The sequence below is a fragment of the Ruegeria sp. HKCCD7296 genome, from assembly GCF_013110775.1.
Classification (GTDB): domain Bacteria; phylum Pseudomonadota; class Alphaproteobacteria; order Rhodobacterales; family Rhodobacteraceae; genus Ruegeria.
The window spans coordinates 177333-197147 of record NZ_WVRF01000004.1 but is presented as its reverse complement, the minus strand read 5'-3'; the positions used below and the strand labels follow the sequence as shown (position 1 = coordinate 197147).

The following is a 19815-nucleotide window of genomic DNA, read 5'->3' as shown; positions in this document are numbered from 1 at the left end:
TTTTTTGCGCTTCAAAAGGAAAACAAGATCACCTGATCATCAGTGCGCGGGTGAACGCGCGACTGAATCAAGGTCGAAGCTCGGTAAAACTTAGCTTTCGCTCTGCAGATATGACAACAAGTTGACGATATTGCATCCTATTTCCAGGGAGGAACCCTTTGGGATCGGCCAGAAATGCATTCAAGTTTTCCTGTGTCCAAACTATGCCAGAGTTCTGCACAGGAGCGGAATACTTGAAGCCTTCAACCTGGCCCGCTGGCTTGCCAATAACGGCATGCAAGGAAGGGCCGACAGCGTTACTGCCTTCGTTCAGTTTATGGCAGGCGCTGCATTTGCGAAAAACCTTCTTACCTGCCTTGATGTCTCCTGACGCGGCGGCTGCAACGGCCGCAGTTTCTGCTGCTGGTGTTGCGGCGACCTTTTTGCCGTCAGAGTGAAAGATAAGCCGGGCCGTGATGGGAACTGTTCGGGTGATGCTTGGCAAGTTTGCCAATTCCATCAGCTTGTCGACGCCTGCGTTCACACCGGCATCTTCTGCGCTGAGGAACACCATATCATTGGTGGAGACCAGGACCGAAGTTTCGGATAGTCGCGCGACAAACAGTTCTGTGTCGAAAGAAACGTCCGAGCCGACCAGAGACAGAACGGATGCTGCATCTAATGTGGTGGTTTCGCCAATCGACAGCCCGGATACTTCGGCCATGTCGAAGTCAGCTGTCAGCATTGCCGAACCGGCTTTACGAAAAACAAATTCAATCATCCGCTCGTTTCGAATATCGATATTGGTCTGACTGATGACAGGTCGATGGTGATTTCAGCGTGACCATCTTGGGTCACATGCCCGCTGAGTTTGCTAAAGCTGTTGACTTCACCCACAGCGTTTTTCTTTATGGTGCCATAAGCCAAGTGCGAGTTGTCGCTGTCCAAAGTCCACGTGCCGACAAGAACAGGTGTTGCAACAATCGCCGACGCAATCGTGACTGCTTTCAACAGAAGTTTCATTTCATTCCTCCAAGGTTTATGACAATTTTGCCGAGCGGGCCCGGTCCGTGAAAACCAAACACACATAGGTCGCAATTTATTCGATGAATGCTGAAATGACTTCCGAACAGGCCGTCCGCGATGCGGTGCAGACGCACTCGAAACGCGTATGGCGGTTCGCGCTGGCATTGTCTGGGGCGTCTGACGTGGCCGATGACCTTTTGCAGGCGACATGTCTTCGAGCTTTGGAGCGTCATCATCAGGTCACGTCGCATAATCGTCTGGACAGCTGGCTGATGACAATCTGCCGGTCAATCTGGCTGAACGAAGTGCGATCACGCTCGGTCCGTCGGGCGCAGGCATTGTCGGTAACGCCCGAAGCAGACCTTGTGGCGACAGGGTCGGACACAGAAACGAATATTTTCGCCACTGAAGTGTTTACACAAGTGATGCAGCTTCCAGAAGCGCAGCGGGAAACGGTTTTGCTTGTGTTCGTCGAAGGGTACAGTTACCGCGAAGCCGCTGCCTTACTGGAAGTTCCCATCGGTACGATTATGAGCCGGCTTTCGAATGCCCGGCAGAAACTGAAAGCGGTGATGCAGCCTGATGCGGCGGACACCGCGCGACGGAGTGGTAAATGACGTTTTCCGACGAAACGCTGGTGGCGTATCTGGAAGGCACCTTGGATGAGGCTCAGAGCCGCGCTATTGAGGCTGCGGTCGAGACCGACACCACGCTGGAACAACGACTGATGGCGCTGGATCCATTTGCGCCAATTGTTCGTGATGTTTTTGAGAAACTTCCGGCTGAGGCGCCAGCTATCGAGATGCCCGATCCGGTGATGCCAGCAGCGCGCGGCAGTGGTCTGCGCCTTGTTGCAGTCGCAGCGAGTGCGGCGATTGCTGCCATTGCCGTGACCTTTTGGGCCACTCGACCGGCAGACCTGGGCTGGGCACAGCAAGCTGCGATCTATCAGTCGCTTTACGTGCCCGAGACCATAGCCTGGCTAGACAGTTCAACCAAATCGCTAGACAAACAATTTGAGATGGCTGAGGCACAGCTTGGGCGGTCTTTGAACCGTGAAACGCTGGAATCCTTGCCGGGGTTAGAGCTGAAACGGGCGCAAGTTCTTTCCTTCAAAGGTAAGCCTCTGATCCAGGTTGTTTTTGCGGATGAACAAGGCCAACCCTTTGCGTTTTGTGTTCTTCGTCAGGGGCCAGATGCCCCACCAGCTGAGATAAAGCAAGCGGTGCTGAGCGGGTTGGCGACGGCCACGTGGACGCAAGATGGTTATGGTTACATGCTGTTGGGCAGTTCGCCGCAGACCGATTTGCAGAATGAGTTGGACGTTCTGACCCGGACCTTTGCAGGCTGATCGTAATCTTTTGGAAAGCCTCTTGTGAACCGGTGCAAATGCCCGAAGAATACCGGTATGAATTCGAAGAAACCCATGCCGCTTCCGGAGGATGAGGCCGAAGATCTCGGCCCGGCCAGTATTTTTGACGGTGATCCGACCGAAGAAGAGGATTTGTGGTTTTTGCCACCCGATGAGGTGGCGGAGGAGGATTATTTCCCGCCCGGCCCCCGATCTGATCGGCGTTTGTTGTTTGACCCGCGTGATTGGCGGGCGGCGCAGTCAGACTTGTCGGCAGAGCTTGCGGATCTGGCGCTGACTTTTGGGGCGCTGGACGAACGGTTACGTGCTGGACCTAAAGGATGGACCCATCGTCTGGCTTTGATGGAGACGTCTGATCTGGGCTGGTGGACCGGCGATCGGGTCAGTGTGGACCGATTGGCCTTGTGGACTGGTCTGCGCATTGGCGCGACCCACGACGATGTGCAAGCTTTGTTCCGTGCGGGTTGGGCTGTGCGCCGATTAAGCTCGGGCGCTGCTCCTGCAGAAGGGGGATGGGAAAGCGGGCTGACCGCGTTTCTGGACCGTCTGGCAAAGGGTTCTGATGCCGCGCCCGAGGCTGTTGTGGATTTGGCGGAAGTTATGCAAAGCGCTGAAGGTTTGCATCCGGTGACGCAATCGGCAATTGCGTTTCATGCATGGCGCGCGATCGCGCAGGGTATTGGACAAGACACAGAGGCCGCCGTGATTGCGGCGCGGCACGCTGCGTCCATGGGACGTGGTGGTGCCCTGTTTATGCCGCTTGCCTTGTCTGGCCCTGGTGCCTTGCGTGGGGCAGGCGAACCGACGGAAAAGTTGGGATCCTGGATACGAGGGGCAGGGCAGGCGGCCCTTGCGGGTCTCTTGCATCTCGACCGGATCAGTGCGTGGGAGAACAAAGCCCGGGACGTCACGCAAGATCTGAGCGGGCGCACGCCACCGCGTCTGATCGAGGTTCTGGCATCGTGGCCGATGGTCTCCGCTCCGTTGGCCGAAGACTTGACCGAAGCGTCCCGCGCGGCGGTTCAGCGCAATTTCGATCTGTTTAGCCGCCGAGGTTTGGTGCGAGAGGTCACGGGGCAAGGGCGTTATCGAGTCTGGACTGCGGCGCTGTAGTCCAGCAGCCAGTCACGAAAGGTGCGGGCGGGTTTGCGCATGGTTGCAAGCGATGGGTAGATCAGGTGGTATGCTTCTTGTCCGGCAACTGAAGCCTCCGGTAGGCATGGCACTAGACCCGTCCTTTCTGTGATCCGATCTGAAGCAGGCGCGCGGGCAAGGGCGATACCCATCCCACTGGCTGATAATTCTGCTGCCATGATCGAATTGTCAGCGAAAAAGTACCGAGCCTGTCCTGCAGGCAAGCGTAGACTTTCGAACCAATGCGGCCAACTTGCGCGGTGCGTTGAGACCTCGATCAATGTGTGCTCCAGCAAGTCTTGTGGGGTTTTGATCTGTGCAGCGATTGCTGGTGGTGCAACAGGGTAAAGAACTTCTCGAACCAGCTCATCACCTTCGGTGCCAAACAGAGCAGGGTTGCCAAACACAATCTGCAAATCAGTAAATCGATTGGCAAAATCCGAAACGATGTTTCCGGTGGCCAGTGACAAGTTGATATCAGGATGCCCGGCTTGAAATGTTGAAAGGCCCTTGGCCAGGATTCCATGGGCGAAAAGCAACACAGACTGCACATAAAGTCGCTGCCCCCGCGTTTCGCCAAACAGGCCGGTGGTGGCGGTTTCCAGCATCAACAGTGACTGTTGCACCGACGGCAAGTAGGCCCGCCCGGACTCGGTCAGGGTGACGGCATGGGCGTGGCGGTGGAACAGAGGGGTGCCCAACTGGGTTTCCAGCGCCTTGACTTGTTGGCTGACGGCTGCGGCGGACATGTTCAGCTGCACCGCCGCCCGGGCAAAGCTTTCGGTACGCGCGGCCGCCTCAAAGACGCGTAACCAGTTGAGAGAGGGGATACGTGACGACATTTTGAAAGGCTAAGCAAAACTTGCCCTGACCTGCAAGACAAACCGTGCTGAGCCTTGCCCAAGTTGCTCTAGCGTGCTGGCAGCGAACAGCATGAACGAGCCACACCATGACAAAACCAGCCTTGCCTCCGCGTCCCAAGCGCAAAATCTGGAACTTTACACCACAATTGCCAATTCAGACGTCTCCGTACTGGGATTGGCCGATGAAACCCTTGGCTGCGCTGCGCTACCTCCTGCAAAGCTGGAACCCATTGGCGCTGCGCGCGCTTCTGCTGGTCTTTGCCATCATCACCTGGACTTACCTGACCCCATCGCTGGGCCGGATTGAAACCTTCAGCTGGGATTGGGTGGCCGAAATCTGGTTTCGCAATTTTTGTATCTTGATGGTGGTTGCCGGTGGCTTGCACCTGGCACTGTGGAAATTCCGTACGCAACAGGACGAATACCGCTATGACATGCGTCCGATGATGAAGGGCGCAAAGGTCTTTACCTTCAAGAACCAGGTCTGGGACAATATGTTTTGGACCTTAGGCCCGGCGCTGACCTTCTGGACGTTCTGGGAATGCCTGATCCTGTATTCCTACGCCAACGGCTGGATCACCATGATCACATTCGACAGCAATCCGACATGGTTCATCGCGGTTATAATCTTTGTACCGATCTGGGCAGGTTTTCATTTTTATTGGCTACACCGTCTGCTGCATGTCGGCCAGCTTTACACCAAAGTGCACGCTTGGCATCACCGCAACATCAATACTGGCCCGTGGTCCGGCCTTGCTATGCACCCCGTCGAAAGCTTCTTTTTGATGTTCGACACGACGATCTTTTTCCTTCTGCCGTCGCATCCGGTCCACGCCATCTTCCTGCTGTTTCATCACGGCATTGGCGCGCCGACCTCTCATGCCGGATTCGAGCACGTGAAACTTGGTAACAAAGCCAAGTTTCAAGTCGGGGATTTCTTTCACCAGCTGCACCACAGGTTCTTCGATTGCAACTACGGCACCTGGGAAACGCCTTGGGATGAGTGGTTCAACACGTTCCACGACGGCACGGACGAGGGCAACGAAATGGTTAAAGAACGCAGGCGCAAGATCTGGGCGGGCGAGTAAAGCCGCACCAGTCCTTTGCCGAGCCCGAAACGACCCGGCAAAGGACTGGGATTTACATCCAGACGTAACCCCTCATTCTACTGCGAAGCATCAGGGTAAGTTGGCCAAGCTGGTAGGGGCGTCGCAAAAAGTTCTACGACAAGATCGGGTAAGCTCAGCGCCCGACCCCGACATAGGTTTCGAAACCTGCCTTCAGGGTTTTGCTTTCTGAGTAGATATTGCGCAGATCCACCATTCTGGGGGTGCTCATGGCCGCCGCCAAATCGCTAAGGTTCAAAGCCCTGAATTCGTTCCATTCGGTCAGCAGAACCAGCACATCAGCTCCTTTTGCTGCCGCATAAGGGTCATCGCACCAGTCAACACCAGGCAACAAGGCTTCACCCTCAGATTTACCTTGTGGATCTACAACGCGTACTTTTGCTCCTCCGCCGATCAGGGCGGGGACAATGGACAATGACGGCGCGTCGCGCATGTCATCCGTGTTGGGTTTGAACGTAACACCCAGAACTGCAATGATTTTGCCGTTGAAGCGATCATCACAAGCTTCGCGGATCTTCTCGATCATGCGCTTTTTGACTTCGTCATTCACGCGAATGACGGTTTCCGTAATCTGCATCGGATACGCGTGATCCTGGCCAATCCGCGCCAGTGCCGCAGTGTCTTTGGGGAAGCACGACCCGCCATAGCCGGGTCCGGCGTGCAGGAACTTGTTGCCAATCCGCCCGTCCAGACCCATGCCTCGGGATACCTCTTTGACATCTGCGCCAACTTTTTCGCACAGGCCCGCGATTTCGTTGATAAAGGTGATCTTGGTCGCCAAGAACGCGTTTGCGGCATATTTGATCATCTCGGCACTTTCCAGATCGGTTGTCAGGATCGGAAAATCTCGTAGATAGAGAGGGCGGTAGATTTCGGCCATCACTTCGGCGGCGCGGTCGTTTTCAACGCCCACGACAACGCGGTCGGGGCGCATAAAATCGTCAATTGCGGCACCTTCGCGCAGAAACTCTGGATTGGACGCAACATCAAAATCCGCCTTTGGGTTGGCTGCGGCAACCACCTCTTGTACCTGTCTGTTGGTGCCAACGGGTACAGTCGATTTTGTGACGATCACTGTATAGCCAGTGACGGCATTTGCGATTTCCTCTGCGGCGGCCATGACATAGGTCAGGTCTGCATGGCCATCACCGCGCCGGGTTGGTGTGCCCACCGCAATAAAGACGGCATCTGCTCCATCCACCGCATCTGCCAGATTAGTGGTAAAACTCAGTCGACCAGCGGCCACGTTTTTGGCCATCAAAACATCCAGGCCCGGCTCGTAAATTGGAACCCGTCCGGCTTTGAGCATGTCGATCTTTTGGTTTGCCTTATCGACGCAAATCACATCGTGACCGAAATCCGAAAAGCACACGCCGGACACAAGGCCAACGTAACCGGTTCCGATCATCGCAATACGCATCATTTAATCCTTTTTTACCAATATCTGCCGACAATGTGTGAACAATCGAAGAAATGGACGCCAAATTCAATGGTTCAAAGAGGCCTCAGGCTGCATCCCATAGAGTCTCGCTGTTTTTGAGGCAATAAGGCATTGAATTATTTAAGTGTGCGTCAAAGACAAATATGCCTGTGGTCGCGGATATTCGGGTCAGACAGAACTGATTTCACCGAGATCTCATCGAACAAAGAATATTTATTACATGGGATCAGACGTGCGCTAGGGTTTCCAATCCTCAAGATCTTGGCCACAAAGTCGCCGAGCCGAACCAAGGTTAGCATGACACTGCCGGAGCTATCAAAAGCTATGAAGCCTTTGGTTTTGCGACGGTCCTTTGACAATCGGGAAATGGTTCCGAAAATCGGCCGCTTTCGAACCAATAAGGTCAAAAGTGACGTTTCGTTGAAAGGCGACGGTTCAGTTAAATACCAGGGGCGCAAAGATGGACTTCGTGGGCTCCCACGTGATTTCGGGAACAGACCAACTTAGACCGATGCGAAAAACAGCCGCCCGATACCAGAGGCGGGCGGCCGATTCAGTCAGTACCAACGCCCGACCGCGATTACGGTCGCAGACAGTGCCGAGGAATCTGAAAGGACCGACAGCACTTTGCAGTTAACCTGTGTTGTGTCGGGAGTATCCAAACCGATAAACCGATCAACTGCGCCTCCACTTCCACTCACACAGGGTGTCGCAGCAAAGGCCATGGGAAAATCCCAGGTCAGTGCTGAACTGGCGAACAGAGCACCTTCAGTATTGGTGCAATCAACCGCGGGCAGTGTGAACGTGCAGATCTGGGTCCCATCGGCGAACCGCACGTACTCTCCGTTTGCGTTATGGCCACGTTGGATGACGGCTCCGGTAGGTGTGCCAGTGTTCTCAGAGACCGAGCCCAAAAGGTTACCGGGGCCGTAACCGAAATCTGCTCGCATAAGGCGGCCAGCGGTGGTTTCGGACGCGTCACTTTGGACGGCTGCACCTGTGGCTGCTCCGGTGTTGGGATCAAAGCTCAACGCATCTGTCCAGCTCGCACCGTCGGGGGACACCTTGATGGAAAATCCAGTGCTGCCGGACAGACCCATTTCGGCATGACTTGTCCAGTTCGACTGAAACAGAAGTGATGCAGTATCACCAGAGCTGGCCTTGTTAATTTTTAGCTGGTGCCCACTGCCCTCGTGGGTCAGCAAGGTGGCGGGGCTTCGCACTGTGAGGCGGTTTGTTGTGTCCGAAGATGCCGATACGCCGACGCCATCCAGATTTTGCATGTTAACGGGCACAGGGGCCCAGGCTGTGCTATCCCAAAGCTGAAATTCGCCGGTGTTTTCGTCCCAGGCGCGCCAACCTGAAGACGGGGTCACGAAATGCCACGCATTGTCCAACCAGGCGGCAAGGTCCCCGGCGTGCCCCACCCAGTCACCTATTGGTGCGGCCCCAACCGCATGAACCTCGCCCTGTTCGGGCACCACTGGCGGTGTATTTGCGTTCGTTGAGCGGACCGTTAGTTGCACGATCAGATCAAGTCCTCGCAGAGCCTCGTTGTGAGTGACGTGTTTTTGCGCTTATGAGGGTTGCAGAAAGGGAAGGTTCAGTCGGGGTGAGGTTTGTGACACGAGGGGCCTCCTGTAGCTGTCGGCCCGAAACATCGGTTGCGCGCTACACTGCCGCGAAGCGCGTCAAACCTTTGTGACCGGGCCGACCGCCCGGAAAACCTGTTGTTTACTTTTGATCGTCAAGCCAGGAGAGCCCAGCCAGATTAGATCAGGAGCTTTCGCCAATTACTCGCGGGAATAAATGTCTTCGTAGCGAATGATGTCGTCTTCTCCCAAATAAGCGCCCGTCTGCACTTCGATCAGGACCATAGGAACTTTGCCTGGGTTTTCCATCCGATGTGTGGCGCCCAATGGGATGTAGACGGATTGGTTTTCACTCACCAGTTGCTCTTTGTCGTCGATAGTGACTTTGGCGGTGCCTTTGACCACAATCCAATGCTCGGATCGATGGTGATGGGACTGAAGGCTCAATGCGGCACCCGGATGGACATGGATCCGCTTGACCTGAAACCTGTCACCGACCACCAGGCTTTCGAACCATCCCCACGGGCGGTGATCTACCGGCAGCGTCTCTGCCTGTTTCGCCCCTTTTTCCTTCAACACGGTTACGGCTTGTTTTACATCCTGTGCCTTGTCCATACTGGCAACAAGAACCGCATCGGGCATCGCAACCGCTATCACGTTCTCAAGCCCCATCGCCACCACTTCCTGTGTGGGCGATTCTGATCGTATCAGAACGTTTCGGCATTCGATCGCGGTGACGTCACCGTTTGTCACCACGCCATCTTTATTCACATCCGACAGTTCTTGTACAGCGGTCCAGCTTCCGACATCAGACCATCCGGCGGAGAATGGGACCACACTCAGATTTTCCGCTTTTTCCATGACCGCGTAGTCGATTGAGATGTCTGCGCTTTCGGCCCAAGCGGCAGGGTCTAATCTCAGGAAGCCCAAGTCGGTTTTTGCCTCGACAACGGCTTTTTGCACAGGTGCGATCAAACTTCCTGCATTTTGTTCGAATGCAGCCACGATGTCGCGCACCGCAAACAGAAAAATACCCGAATTCCACAAATAGCTGCCGTCTTCCAATATCGACCGTGCGGTGTCAGCGTCTGGTTTTTCGACAAAACAATCCAGCGGAACCGCGCGTTCACTCGAATCCGGTGCGTGACTGAGTTTGAGGTACCCGTACCCCGTTTCCGGACGTGTGGGCGTAATGCCAAACGTCACCAGATCACCACGTTCGCTGACGGCGCGCGCGCCTTCGGCGACCGCCTTGTGGAACGCGGTCTTGTCTGGAATCACATGATCGGACGGAGCCACAAGCATGATCGCGTCCGGATTGCGCGACGAAAGATAGAGGGCAGCAGCCAGAATAGCAGGGGCTGTGTTGCGCCCTTCTGGTTCAATCAGAATTGGTCCGGGGTCAATGCCAACTTCGGCCAGTTGTTCCGGGACGATAAAGCGGAAGGCTTCATTCGTCAGAACCAGCGGCTTTGCATATGGCGCTTCTGATGGCCCAAGCATGCGTTCTGCGCAATCTTGTAGAAGTGTGGTTTCTCCCACCAACGGAACAAACTGCTTGGGATAACTCTTGCGCGACAGAGGCCATAAACGTGTCCCTGATCCTCCGCAAAGAATGACAGGATGAACTGTATTCGTCATGCGTATGCCTTTGAACTGGTAATCACAGAAGGTATTTCTTTAGTTTTACGCAATGAAATAGCTCTTAACTATTGGGCTGCTTTTCCGGTGGCGACAATATCATTCAGATATTGACTCAGGTCATCGCGCAAATCGGCACGGGCAAGCGCAAAGGCTACCGTGGCTTGCAAAAAGCCCGATTTTGAACCGCAATCAAAGCGCTGTCCGTCAAATTTGTAACCAAATACAGGGACCCCATCTGCAATGTCCTCGGCTATGGCGTCAGTCAACTGGATTTCGCCGCCACTTCCGGTCTTCATCGCATTCAGGTTGTTCAGCACAGATGGGCGCAGAACGTAGCGGCCTATAACTGCCAGGTTAGAGGGGGCTTCGTTCAGCTCGGGTTTTTCGACCATACCTCTGGCCGGGATGACAGGACCGATGCTGTCGCCAACATCCAAAACCCCGTAAGAGCTGGTTTTTTCCGGCGAAACTTCCATAGCCGCGACCATGTTGCCACCAGTTTCCTCGTAGGCTTCAATCATTTGTTGAAGGCACGGCTTGTCTGCAGCGATTACATCGTCAGGCAGCATGACGGCAAAGGGTTCATCCCCAATCAGGCGGCGGGCGCACCAAACGGCGTGCCCAAGACCCAAGGCCTTGTGCTGACGTATATAGGCAATCGCGCCGCTTTCCATGTTCGTCTTGTCCAGGATTTCAAGCAACTTGTCTTTTTTCTTGGCCCTAAGTTCCTGCTCCAACACCAGGTTGTGGTCGAAATAGTCTTCGAGCGCAGATTTGCCGCGCGAGGTGACAAAAATAAACTCCTTAATGCCTGCCGCACGTGCTTCATCGATTGCGTACTGCACCAATGGGCGATCCACCAAAGTCATGATCTCTTTTGGGACCGACTTGGTTGCAGGCAAAAACCGCGTTCCCATACCTGCAACTGGAAAAATCGCTTTGGTGACCTTGCGTGTCATGGTGCCTCTCAATTTCAATATTCAGCCGGAAAAACGGATTTAATCCGACATGTTCTCATAGGCTGCGTAACCCGATCAATCAATTATACCCGATGGCCTGGGTGGCAATTGGTCAAATCGTGCCACCTTGTCCGGCTGCTGTCAAAAGCACGCTCTGCAATCTTGGCTGTGTACCCGCATGATAGTTGACGCCTTTTAAAGAATTATAACAGTGATCCGGATTCGCATGCTGTGAAGTGGTTACGGTTGAAGTTCAGCCGGTCCAAGCCCGAGTTTGGGCTATCTGGCAACAGTTGGGTATCGCTTCAGCCATCCGAAAAAGCTAGGCTCACTGGGGTGTATCTTATTTAAAAATATATGCTTTTTTGTGCACGTTTTCCGGTTTGTTCATGCGGTGATAAAAATTGTGTGAGCCACATCTTTCCGACGCATCCGGGGATGATGAAAAGGGGTCAAGACAAATCAAGGGTAGGGTTTTGAGACTGTTCTTGAGGAAAAGTGTTTTTATAAGGAGCGGACGCCTGTTCCCACACTTCTGTTCTGAAATCAGCAACAATTCACTCAAAAGACCTCCAATGGACGTGACCCGGGTATGAAACCTGTGCGCGCTGGGGTTTCGCAGGCTGACCGGCGTGGCAGGTTTGGTGTTGGCCCAAGCGACAACTCAAGATTTGAGAACACCCTCAGGGGGTCAGTTGTGCCTTCATCGCAGGTTCCGGAAAGCAAGTTGGCGCAAAGCCTGAAGTCATTTGCCACCGGCCAATCGAGCGGCGTGTTTTGAACCCCGGCAAACCATCGGCACCGCCAACGTCATGGCCCATTTTCTCGAGGGTCCGCTGCATTGCGGCGATGTCAGAACGGTACAGCCCACCGACCGGACCCCATTGCCCCACAAAATCGTCGACACCGAATTGAATGCGGTCTCCAACATGGCCAACGAACAGAGCGTAAAGATCGCTTTTGTTGTATTCTTTGAGCACATAGAAATTTGGTGTAACCAGAAAGGCCGGTCCATGGCGTCCAGCTGGCATCATCAGATAGCCGAGGCCGTCACGCTCATGGTCCGGAAAGGGCCTGCCTGAAATCCGGCGTATCCCCATTTTTTCCCATTCGTGAATGGGTCGGCCCTGATCGGGCCCTTCCAAAGCGCAGGACACATTCGCGGGAACGGAAACTTCGAAACCCCAGTCTCGACTGCTTAGCCATCCATGTTGGTCTAAATAATGGCCGATGGACGCAATTGTGTCAGCGGGCGATCCCCAGATGTCAGCCCGGCCGTCCCCGTCGCCGTCTCTTGCATAGGTCAAATAATTGGATGGCATGAATTGTGGCTGACCCAATGCACCCGCCCAGCTACTTTTCATGTCTTGGGCAGGTAAATAACCAGCCTCGGCTATTTGAAGGGCCGCAATCAACTCGTTTGTAAAATACTCGGCACGCGTGCTCATGAATGCTTTGGTCGATAGAACGCGAAACGCGTCGTGGCGGATGGGCACCTGTCCGTACCCGCTCTCTCTGCCCCAGATTGCCAGGATTATGCGGCCGGGCACACCGGTTTCGCGCTCGACCGAGGCAAGTATTGCGGAATGCTGTTTTGCCATCTTGCGCCCAACCGAGGTGGCACCCTGAACGGATCCTGAGTTGAAGTACCGCCCAGGCGAGCCGAATTCGGCCTGTTTCTGATTTTTTGGTGTCTTGGCCTTTCGTCCGGGCGGGACCAGATCTGGCAGTTTCCAGTTCAGGGTCACGCCAGAAAACGCCTGTTGCATCGTATCCCGTGAAACCCCTTTGGAACGCGCTTTTGGCCAGACCACCTCTTGCAACCAGGTTTGGAATTGACGTTCAACTTCAGCGCGATCCTGAGCCAGCGCAGCTTGCGAAGTCAAAATAAGACCTATGATTGCAAGTATTTTGTGTATCAAAACCAAGTTGCGTCCCTGTTTTGGCCGGGGCTCGACTGATGCGGTTTTCCATTGATGCCCAAGGTTGAATGAAAGTCTTACCTGGCAATCTGCAGTATGGAAAGGTCTTGAGAAAACTTTCGCATTTGCTGATAGTTGGGTGGAATTTGGATCACGAGAGGGTTGTGTGTTATGGCCGCAGGCAGATTGTCCACCCTATCCTCGCTCGTGGTGGCTGCCGTGTTCATTTTGGCTGTAACTGCGCAAATGGCTGTTGCCAGCGACAGTTTTTTGGATCCGCAAGGCCCGATTGCAGCCATTCAGAAAACTCATCTGTTACGGGCGACCGCCCTGATCATGGTGGCGGTCATACCCGTCCTCGTTCTGGTCCCCTGGATCGCATTTCGATACCGGCGTCGAAGGGGTGGAACCGCTGCCTATAGGCCGGACTGGGATTTTTCAGCCAAACTGGAAATTATCATGTGGGGCGTGCCTGTTTTGATCGTAGCGCTCCTGTCTTTCTATCTTTGGAAGGCGACGCACCGGCTCGACCCGTATTCAGCAAGTTTTGGTGAGGAACCGGCCGTGCAGGTTCAGGTGGTTGGTCTGGATTGGAAGTGGTTGTTTCTCTATCCCGATCTGGGCATTGCCAGCGTCGGCGAGTTTGGAATCCCAACCAAACGACAGGTGGCCATGACATTAACCACCGATACTGTGATGCAGTCTTTCATGATCCCCTCTCTGGCCGGTCAGATTTACGCGATGCCGGGCATGACAACGCAATTGCATCTGGTCGCAGATACTCCAGAGGTCATGCAGGGCGAAAACACGCAGTATAACGGACGTGGGTTCACAAAACAGAAGTTCCGCACTGTTGCGATGGAGCAAGATGCCTTTGATACGTGGGTCGACAAAGTGCGCACCGGCGGCATCCCGCTGAATGCGGCCACCTATCAGACGCTTGCGATGCGAACTGACAGGGATGAGGTTCAAGCAGCTTTGGGGACAGCACAGATGCCTGATGATGCACTGTATTTCACGCTAGAAGAGGATGTGTTCCAAAGCATTCTGCACCGGTATCACACCGGCGAGGGCTTGCCTGCCGATCAACAACCGGGCACGGCATCCTTCGGGCAGGAGGCGCAAAAATGACGTCAACCGAAACTGGCTTTTTGGGCCGCCTCAGTTGGGATGCGCTTCCGATTGCCGGGTTGCTTCAAGACCCCAGCGCCAATGAGATCGTGGCAAATGCGGCTGCGGGAGTCGTGATCGTTGGCGTTATTGCCGTGGTGGGCCTGCTCAGCTGGTTTCGGCTGTGGACACCGCTGTGGCGCGATTGGCTGACTAGCGTCGATCACAAGAAGATAGGCATCATGTATGTCGTCTTTGCCATCGTAATGCTTGCGCGCGGCGTGTTGGAGGGCGTTGTCATGCGCGCTCAGCAAGCCGCAGGGCCGGGTGATGGATTTCTTGAGGCCGAGCACTTTGCCGAGCTTTTCAGCACCCACGGCACGATCATGATTTTCTTTGTTGCCGTGCCCTTCGTCTTTGGTATTGCCAATTATGTTGTGCCGCTGATGATCGGGGCGCGCGATGTCGCGTTTCCCCGATTGAACCAGATCAGTTTGGGTTTGACTGTGTCCGCTGGCATGATGTTGATGGTCTCACTGGTGGTGGGGAGGTTCTCAACAGGCGGCTGGACAGCTTACCCGCCATATACGGGCGCCGCGTTTAATCCGGGAGTGGGACCGGATTATTGGATATGGGCCATCGTTGTATCGGGTATTGGGACCACGCTCACAGGCATCAACTTTGCCGTAACGATCTACAAAATGCGGGCGCCGGGAATGACCTTCATGCGGTTGCCGATGTATTGCTGGACGATTATCTGCAGTTCGATCCTGATCGTTTTTGCGATGCCGCCCTTGGGGGTTGCCGCGTTGATGCTGGCCGCAGACCGTTATCTGGATTTCCACTTTTTCACCAACGACCTCGGCGGCAACATGATGAACTACGCCAACCTGTTCTGGCTGTTCGGTCACCCCGAGGTCTATCTGCTGGTTCTGCCTGCCTATGGTATCTATTCCGAAGTGTTCGCGACTTTCTCGGCCAAGCGGCTATATGGCTACAACTCGCTTGTTATTGCGACAATGTCGATTGCGGTGCTGTCCTTCACGGTCTGGCTGCATCACTTTTTCACCATGGGTCAGAGCGCATTGATCAACGCCGTTTTTGGTATTGCAACCATGCTGATCGCTATTCCGACCGGTGTGAAAGTCTATGACTGGATGGCAACCTTGTGGCGAGGGCGGATCCGGTTTTCGGTTCCGATGCTGTATGGGCTGGCATTTCTGATGCTGTTTGTGATTGGTGGCCTTAGCGGAGTGATCCTGGCCAATCCAACGGTCGACTATCAGGTGCACAACACGCTGTTTCTGGTGGCGCATTTCCACAACGTGCTGTTGCCGGGTGTGCTGTTTGGTCTGTTGGCAGCTTATAACTATTGGTTCCCCAAGGCGTTCGGTTTCCGCCTGAACGAGTTCTGGGGCCGCGTTACAGTCGCTCTTTGGACCATAGGGTTTTTGTTGACCTTCATGCCGCTCTATTTCGTCGGGCTGATGGGAATGCCGCGCCGCTCATTCAGCTATGACGATCCGTCCTTCCACCCTTTCATGATCGTCGCCATCGTTGGGGCGCTGGTGATTACGTGCGCCTTGTTTTCGGTTCTCATCCAATTGTGGGTCAGTGTCCGGGATAGCGAAAAGACCCGTGTCCCGGTGGGGGATCCATGGGATGGCCGTACATTGGAGTGGTCGATTCCATCGCCACCGCCGCCGTACAATTTTGCAATCATCCCACAGGTAAAGGATCGTGATGACTTCGCTGCCGCCAAAGAACGAGGCATCGCGTATCCAACGCCGGACGCATATGAAGATATCGAATTGCCGCGCAATACCGGTATCGGCTTTATCCTCTGTGTTTTCAGCGGAGTCTGGATGTTTGCTTTGGTGTGGTGGATCTGGTGGTTGGCGGCCCTGATGACTGTGCTGATGATCCTGGCCGTGATCATCTGGACCTTTGACGACAGTACCGAATTCACCATCGCTGCTGAAGAAGTGCGCAGAGATCATGAAGCCTGGTTGTCCCTAGTTCACAGTGAAAAGGCTGTGGATCGTGACTACGAAACCTCCCCAGAAAACCGCGGCCTCGCCCGCCCAGATCTGGAGGCAGTCACATGAAACGCACACCAACGCATAGTTATCCGGGCATCAACCTTGGGGAACGCCACGCGAGTGCCGACAAGGCGACAGAAGTTGTCACCTTTGGTTTCTGGATCTTCCTGATGAGCGATCTGGTCTATTTCGGCCTGATGTTTGCAATCTACATCACAATGATTGATGCGCAGGTGGGTGGACCCGGTCCGCACGAACTGTTCGATCTGAAAAGTGTCTTTGCTCAAACCCTGATCCTGTTGACCAGCAGCCTGACTGTCGGTCTTGCCATGCTGGCCTTAAAGTACAACTTGCCGCGCGGGCGCATCATTCTTTGGTTTGGGGTTACGCTTTTGTTGGGACTCAGCTTTCTGGTTCTTGAACTGCGTGACTTCATGGCCATGGCGGAAAAAGGCGGTGTTCCACAACGCAGCGGCTTCCTATCGGCATTCTTCGGTCTGGTCCCGCTGCATGGTTTGCACGTTGCGGCGGGATGTCTGTGGCTGATCGTTCTGGGCATTCAATTGCGCGCGAAAGGAATGACAGACCTGATTATCTCACGCGTGGTGCGTCTGGCGTTGTTCTGGCACTTCCTTGACCTGATCTGGATCGGAATAATCACCATCGTTTATTTCGGAGGTCTGACCTATGGATAAGCGCTCTGAAATGCACCGTCGTGAGCGGCGACGTTATGTGATCGGATATGGCGGGTCGCTGTTGCTTACACTGGCCATGTTTGGCGTGGCGCATCTATTCGGGATCGAAACCACTGGCGTGTATCTGACAATTGGATTGCTTGGTCTGGCACAGCTTGTTTTGCAGCTAGTTTATTTCCTGCATATCGACCGTCGTCGCAGCAGCCGGGAAGACCTGCACCTTGTGCTGTTTTCCACGATGGTTTTGTTGATTATGATTCTGGGTACGGTTTGGGTGTTGGGCAACCTGGCGATCCGAATGCATATGCATGTGATGTAATAGGCAGCGCACAACAAAGGTAAACGGCATGAGACCTCTCAAAACCATAGCCATTGCTGTTATGTTGGCAGTAATCGGTGTGGGTTTGCTGTTGTTTTGGCGGCACGAGGAACGGTACCCATCCACCCAGGATGCTTATATCGGCGCCAACATCATTTATGTGGCAGCCCAGGTGACCGGGCAAGTGGCGGAAGTCCAGATTTCCGATAACCAATCGGTTAAGAATGGCGATCTCCTGTTCACTATTGACGACACTCAGTTCAAAGCCTCCGTCGACGCGGCCAAAGCTGATCTGGACAGTGCCATTCAACAGGCCAAGTCGTACTCGACACAAATTACGGCCGCTGAAGCGTCCGTTCAAAGCGCCCAATCTGCTTATGACACTGCAAATAAGAGCCTAGAGCGCGCGAAAGCCCTGTTTGCTGCAGGTGATGTCGCGCAGGCCTCATTGGACCAGACGACATCAGAATTCGCGCAGGCCTCGGCACGGCTGACGACCAGCCAATCCAGCTTGTTGGCGCTGCAAAGCGGGTTGGAAGCAAAACAGGACGACATCTTGTCATCTCAGGCGCAGCTTGAGATCGCCGAAACAAACCTGGCTTGGACCAAGGTCTATGCGGTCGCAGATGGCTGGATCGCCAATCTGACGTTGCGCCCCGGATCTTCGGTCTCTGCCAACGCGCCTCAATTCTCGATTGTTGAGTCCTCGGATTGGTGGGTAGACGCCAATTTCAAGGAAACGTCGTTGCCTCGTATCCGGCCCGGGCAGCCTGTAACAGTTCAGGTCGACATGCTGCCGGGGGTGAAGCTTACCGGCAAGGTGGCCTCAATCGGACGCGGTTCAGGGGACACATTCTCGTTGCTGCCGTCCGAGAATGCCAGTGGAAACTGGGTCAAGGTCACACGGCGTTTTCCGGTTCGGATCGCACTTGACCCAACCGATGCCCCCTTGCGGGTCGGCGGCAGCAGCAAAGTTGTCGTGGACACAACGGGCCCGGCGGACGGAAAATGACTTCGGCGGCGTCCGGCCCTGTAAACCGGGTGATCGTGGTTGCTGTTGTTCTCAGCGCCATATTGGAAGTGCTGGACAGCACGATTGTCAACGTTGCCTTGCCGCATATTCAGGCCGCGTTTGGGGCGACAACCGACCAAGCGACATGGATTCTGACCAGCTATATCGTATCGGCGGTGGTCATAATGCCACTGACCGGCTTTGTGGCCCGCCGTGTTGGGCGGCGACGGTTGATCCTGACAGCAGTGACTGGCTTTGCAGTTATGTCGATGATGTGTGGCCTGTCCTGGAGCCTCGAAGTCATTGTTGCCTTTCGGCTGGCCCAAGGCATGTTTGGAGCTTTCCTGATCCCATTATCGCAATCGATCCTGTTCGACGCCTTCCCCAGAGAAGAGCGTGGGAAGGCGATGGCGGTTTTCGGCTTGGGGGTCGTAGTGGCACCCGTTCTTGGGCCGACGGTTGGTGCGATCCTGACCGAGTATTTCTCGTGGCGGATGGTGTTTTTCGTCAACTTGCCTGTGGCCGCCCTTGCCCTTCTGTTGCTGGCCGGGGAATTGCCCGAAGACAAGACCGAGGATGTACAGATCGACTGGAAGGGTCTGGCCTTGTTGGCACTTGGCATCGGGTGTCTGCAATTTGTCCTGGATCAGGGCGAAACCATGGATTGGATGTCGTCTCGTGTCATTCAAGTGGCTGTGGTCGCGTCGGTACTGGGCGCGATCGGATTTATTGTTCACGCATTGACCGCGCGTAACGCGGTCGTGGATCTGCGTTTGTTTGCGGACCGCAATTTTGCCCTGTGCAATCTGATCATCGCCGGATTTGCGGTCTCATTGTTTGGTGGTATTGCAGTCCTGCCAACGCTCGTACAAAACCTTCTGGATTTCCCCGTTATCGCTTCAGGCCACCTTTTTATTCCGCGCGGTTTGACAGCAGGATTGTCGATGGTTCTGACCGGCGCCGTACTGGTTCATCGTTTCGATCCACGCTTATTGGCGGGCGCCGGATTGTTGCTGACTGCGATTGGGAACTTCATGATGGGTGCCATCAACCTCAATGCCGGGTTTTGGGAGTTGGCGTGGCCCGGAGCCATCAGTGGGTTAGGGATGGGTTTGGTCTTTGTGCCTATGTCTATTCTCGCGTTCGAAAGCATCAGCCAAAACCGGCAAGACGAAGCCTCTGGCCTGTTCAACGTCACTCGCCAGTTGGGCTCATCGGTTGGCATCTCTCTGGTCGGCACATGGATCGTACGTGGACTTCAGACCAACACAGCTGTCCTAAGCCAGAATGTGACGCCCTATAACCCTGCGGCGCAAGCTTACCTGAACCCGCTTGGCTTGACACCTGACAGTCCACAGGGCGCTGCGATCCTGGGTCAGGAAATCGCGAAGCAGGCAGAACTGATCTCTTACCTGACCGTTTTCAACAATCTTGGCCTGCTGGCCCTGGCGACAATTCCGCTATTGTTTTTCTGTCGTGCGCCAAAGCCGGGAACCCAGACGGCTGTCCACGTGCATTGATCCACGGAAGCTTCAATAAATACCTTTTCCCCGACTGTACCAGATCGGGAACAAGGTT

Annotated in this window: 18 protein-coding genes; 10 read left to right on the top strand and 8 right to left on the bottom strand. The window is 54.7% G+C overall.

The window, feature by feature from the left end; all coding sequences use genetic code 11:
- Window positions 1–67: 67 nt before the first annotated feature.
- The gene (locus tag GS632_RS22115; RefSeq protein WP_253284442.1) at window positions 68–760 is read right to left on the bottom strand and encodes a cytochrome c family protein; all 693 of its coding nucleotides are present in this window, start codon (window positions 758–760) and stop codon (window positions 68–70) included.
- On the bottom strand, window positions 757–1002 hold the full coding sequence (locus GS632_RS21985) for a hypothetical protein (protein ID WP_174827341.1): 246 nt from the start codon (window positions 1000–1002) through the stop codon (window positions 757–759). Before GS632_RS21985 ends, GS632_RS22115 begins: the two co-directional genes overlap by 4 nt.
- Before the next feature lie 95 nt (window positions 1003–1097).
- Between GS632_RS21985 and GS632_RS08075 the strand changes: the two genes are divergently transcribed.
- The 3 genes from GS632_RS08075 to GS632_RS08065 are packed head-to-tail and all read left to right on the top strand — an operon-like array spanning window position 1098 to window position 3490.
- The gene (locus GS632_RS08075) at window positions 1098–1622 is read left to right on the top strand and encodes an RNA polymerase sigma factor (RefSeq protein ID WP_245223159.1); all 525 of its coding nucleotides are present in this window, start codon (window positions 1098–1100) and stop codon (window positions 1620–1622) included.
- The gene (locus GS632_RS08070) at window positions 1619–2356 is read left to right on the top strand and encodes a hypothetical protein (RefSeq protein WP_171238053.1); all 738 of its coding nucleotides are present in this window, start codon (window positions 1619–1621) and stop codon (window positions 2354–2356) included. The genes GS632_RS08075 and GS632_RS08070 overlap by 4 nt, the downstream gene beginning before the upstream one ends.
- Window positions 2357–2413: 57 nt before the next feature.
- A complete protein-coding gene (locus GS632_RS08065; protein ID WP_171238054.1) occupies window positions 2414–3490 on the top strand; it encodes a helix-turn-helix domain-containing protein in 1077 nt (358 codons plus the stop codon).
- Here GS632_RS08065 and GS632_RS08060 read toward each other — a convergent pair.
- Complete coding sequence (locus GS632_RS08060; RefSeq protein ID WP_171238055.1) at window positions 3463–4353, bottom strand: LysR family transcriptional regulator; 891 nt, start codon at window positions 4351–4353, stop codon at window positions 3463–3465. The genes GS632_RS08065 and GS632_RS08060 overlap by 28 nt on opposite strands.
- A gap of 107 nt (window positions 4354–4460) precedes the next feature.
- On the opposite strand from GS632_RS08060, the gene GS632_RS08055 reads away from it, so the two are divergent.
- Window positions 4461–5462 (top strand): sterol desaturase family protein, encoded by a 1002-nt coding sequence (locus GS632_RS08055; protein WP_171176726.1) that lies wholly within the window; start codon window positions 4461–4463, stop codon window positions 5460–5462.
- A gap of 154 nt (window positions 5463–5616) precedes the next feature.
- Here the strand turns inward: GS632_RS08055 and GS632_RS08050 are convergent, their stop codons facing one another.
- From GS632_RS08050 to GS632_RS08030, 5 genes are all read right to left on the bottom strand, one after another.
- Complete coding sequence (locus tag GS632_RS08050; protein WP_171238093.1) at window positions 5617–6921, bottom strand: UDP-glucose/GDP-mannose dehydrogenase family protein; 1305 nt, start codon at window positions 6919–6921, stop codon at window positions 5617–5619.
- A 578-nt stretch (window positions 6922–7499) separates the two neighbouring features.
- Complete coding sequence (locus tag GS632_RS08045; RefSeq protein WP_256368545.1) at window positions 7500–8489, bottom strand: DUF2793 domain-containing protein; 990 nt, start codon at window positions 8487–8489, stop codon at window positions 7500–7502.
- A 246-nt stretch (window positions 8490–8735) separates the two neighbouring features.
- Window positions 8736–10175 (bottom strand): mannose-1-phosphate guanylyltransferase/mannose-6-phosphate isomerase, encoded by a 1440-nt coding sequence (locus tag GS632_RS08040; protein WP_171238056.1) that lies wholly within the window; start codon window positions 10173–10175, stop codon window positions 8736–8738.
- Window positions 10176–10243: 68 nt separating this feature from the next.
- On the bottom strand, window positions 10244–11137 hold the full coding sequence (gene galU / locus GS632_RS08035; RefSeq protein ID WP_171238057.1) for a UTP--glucose-1-phosphate uridylyltransferase GalU: 894 nt from the start codon (window positions 11135–11137) through the stop codon (window positions 10244–10246).
- 683 nt (window positions 11138–11820) lie between these two features.
- A complete protein-coding gene (locus tag GS632_RS08030; protein ID WP_245223158.1) occupies window positions 11821–13023 on the bottom strand; it encodes a lytic murein transglycosylase in 1203 nt (400 codons plus the stop codon).
- Between the two features lie 207 nt (window positions 13024–13230).
- Between GS632_RS08030 and GS632_RS08025 the strand changes: the two genes are divergently transcribed.
- Genes GS632_RS08025 through GS632_RS08000 form a run of 6 tightly spaced genes read left to right on the top strand, consistent with a single transcriptional unit; the run spans window position 13231 to window position 19757 of the window.
- Window positions 13231–14190: a cytochrome ubiquinol oxidase subunit II gene (locus GS632_RS08025; RefSeq protein WP_171238059.1), complete on the top strand. Its 960-nt coding sequence runs from the start codon at window positions 13231–13233 to the stop codon at window positions 14188–14190.
- Complete coding sequence (locus tag GS632_RS08020; protein WP_171238060.1) at window positions 14187–16277, top strand: cbb3-type cytochrome c oxidase subunit I; 2091 nt, start codon at window positions 14187–14189, stop codon at window positions 16275–16277. The genes GS632_RS08025 and GS632_RS08020 overlap by 4 nt, the downstream gene beginning before the upstream one ends.
- On the top strand, window positions 16274–16906 hold the full coding sequence (locus tag GS632_RS08015; RefSeq protein ID WP_171721303.1) for a cytochrome c oxidase subunit 3: 633 nt from the start codon (window positions 16274–16276) through the stop codon (window positions 16904–16906). Before GS632_RS08020 ends, GS632_RS08015 begins: the two co-directional genes overlap by 4 nt.
- Complete coding sequence (locus GS632_RS08010; protein WP_245223157.1) at window positions 16899–17225, top strand: cytochrome o ubiquinol/quinol oxidase subunit IV; 327 nt, start codon at window positions 16899–16901, stop codon at window positions 17223–17225. Before GS632_RS08015 ends, GS632_RS08010 begins: the two co-directional genes overlap by 8 nt.
- A 28-nt stretch (window positions 17226–17253) precedes the next feature.
- Window positions 17254–18237 (top strand): HlyD family secretion protein, encoded by a 984-nt coding sequence (locus tag GS632_RS08005; RefSeq protein ID WP_171238062.1) that lies wholly within the window; start codon window positions 17254–17256, stop codon window positions 18235–18237.
- Window positions 18234–19757: a DHA2 family efflux MFS transporter permease subunit gene (locus tag GS632_RS08000; RefSeq protein ID WP_171721304.1), complete on the top strand. Its 1524-nt coding sequence runs from the start codon at window positions 18234–18236 to the stop codon at window positions 19755–19757. The genes GS632_RS08005 and GS632_RS08000 overlap by 4 nt, the downstream gene beginning before the upstream one ends.
- The last annotated feature ends 58 nt before the right edge of the window (window positions 19758–19815 follow it).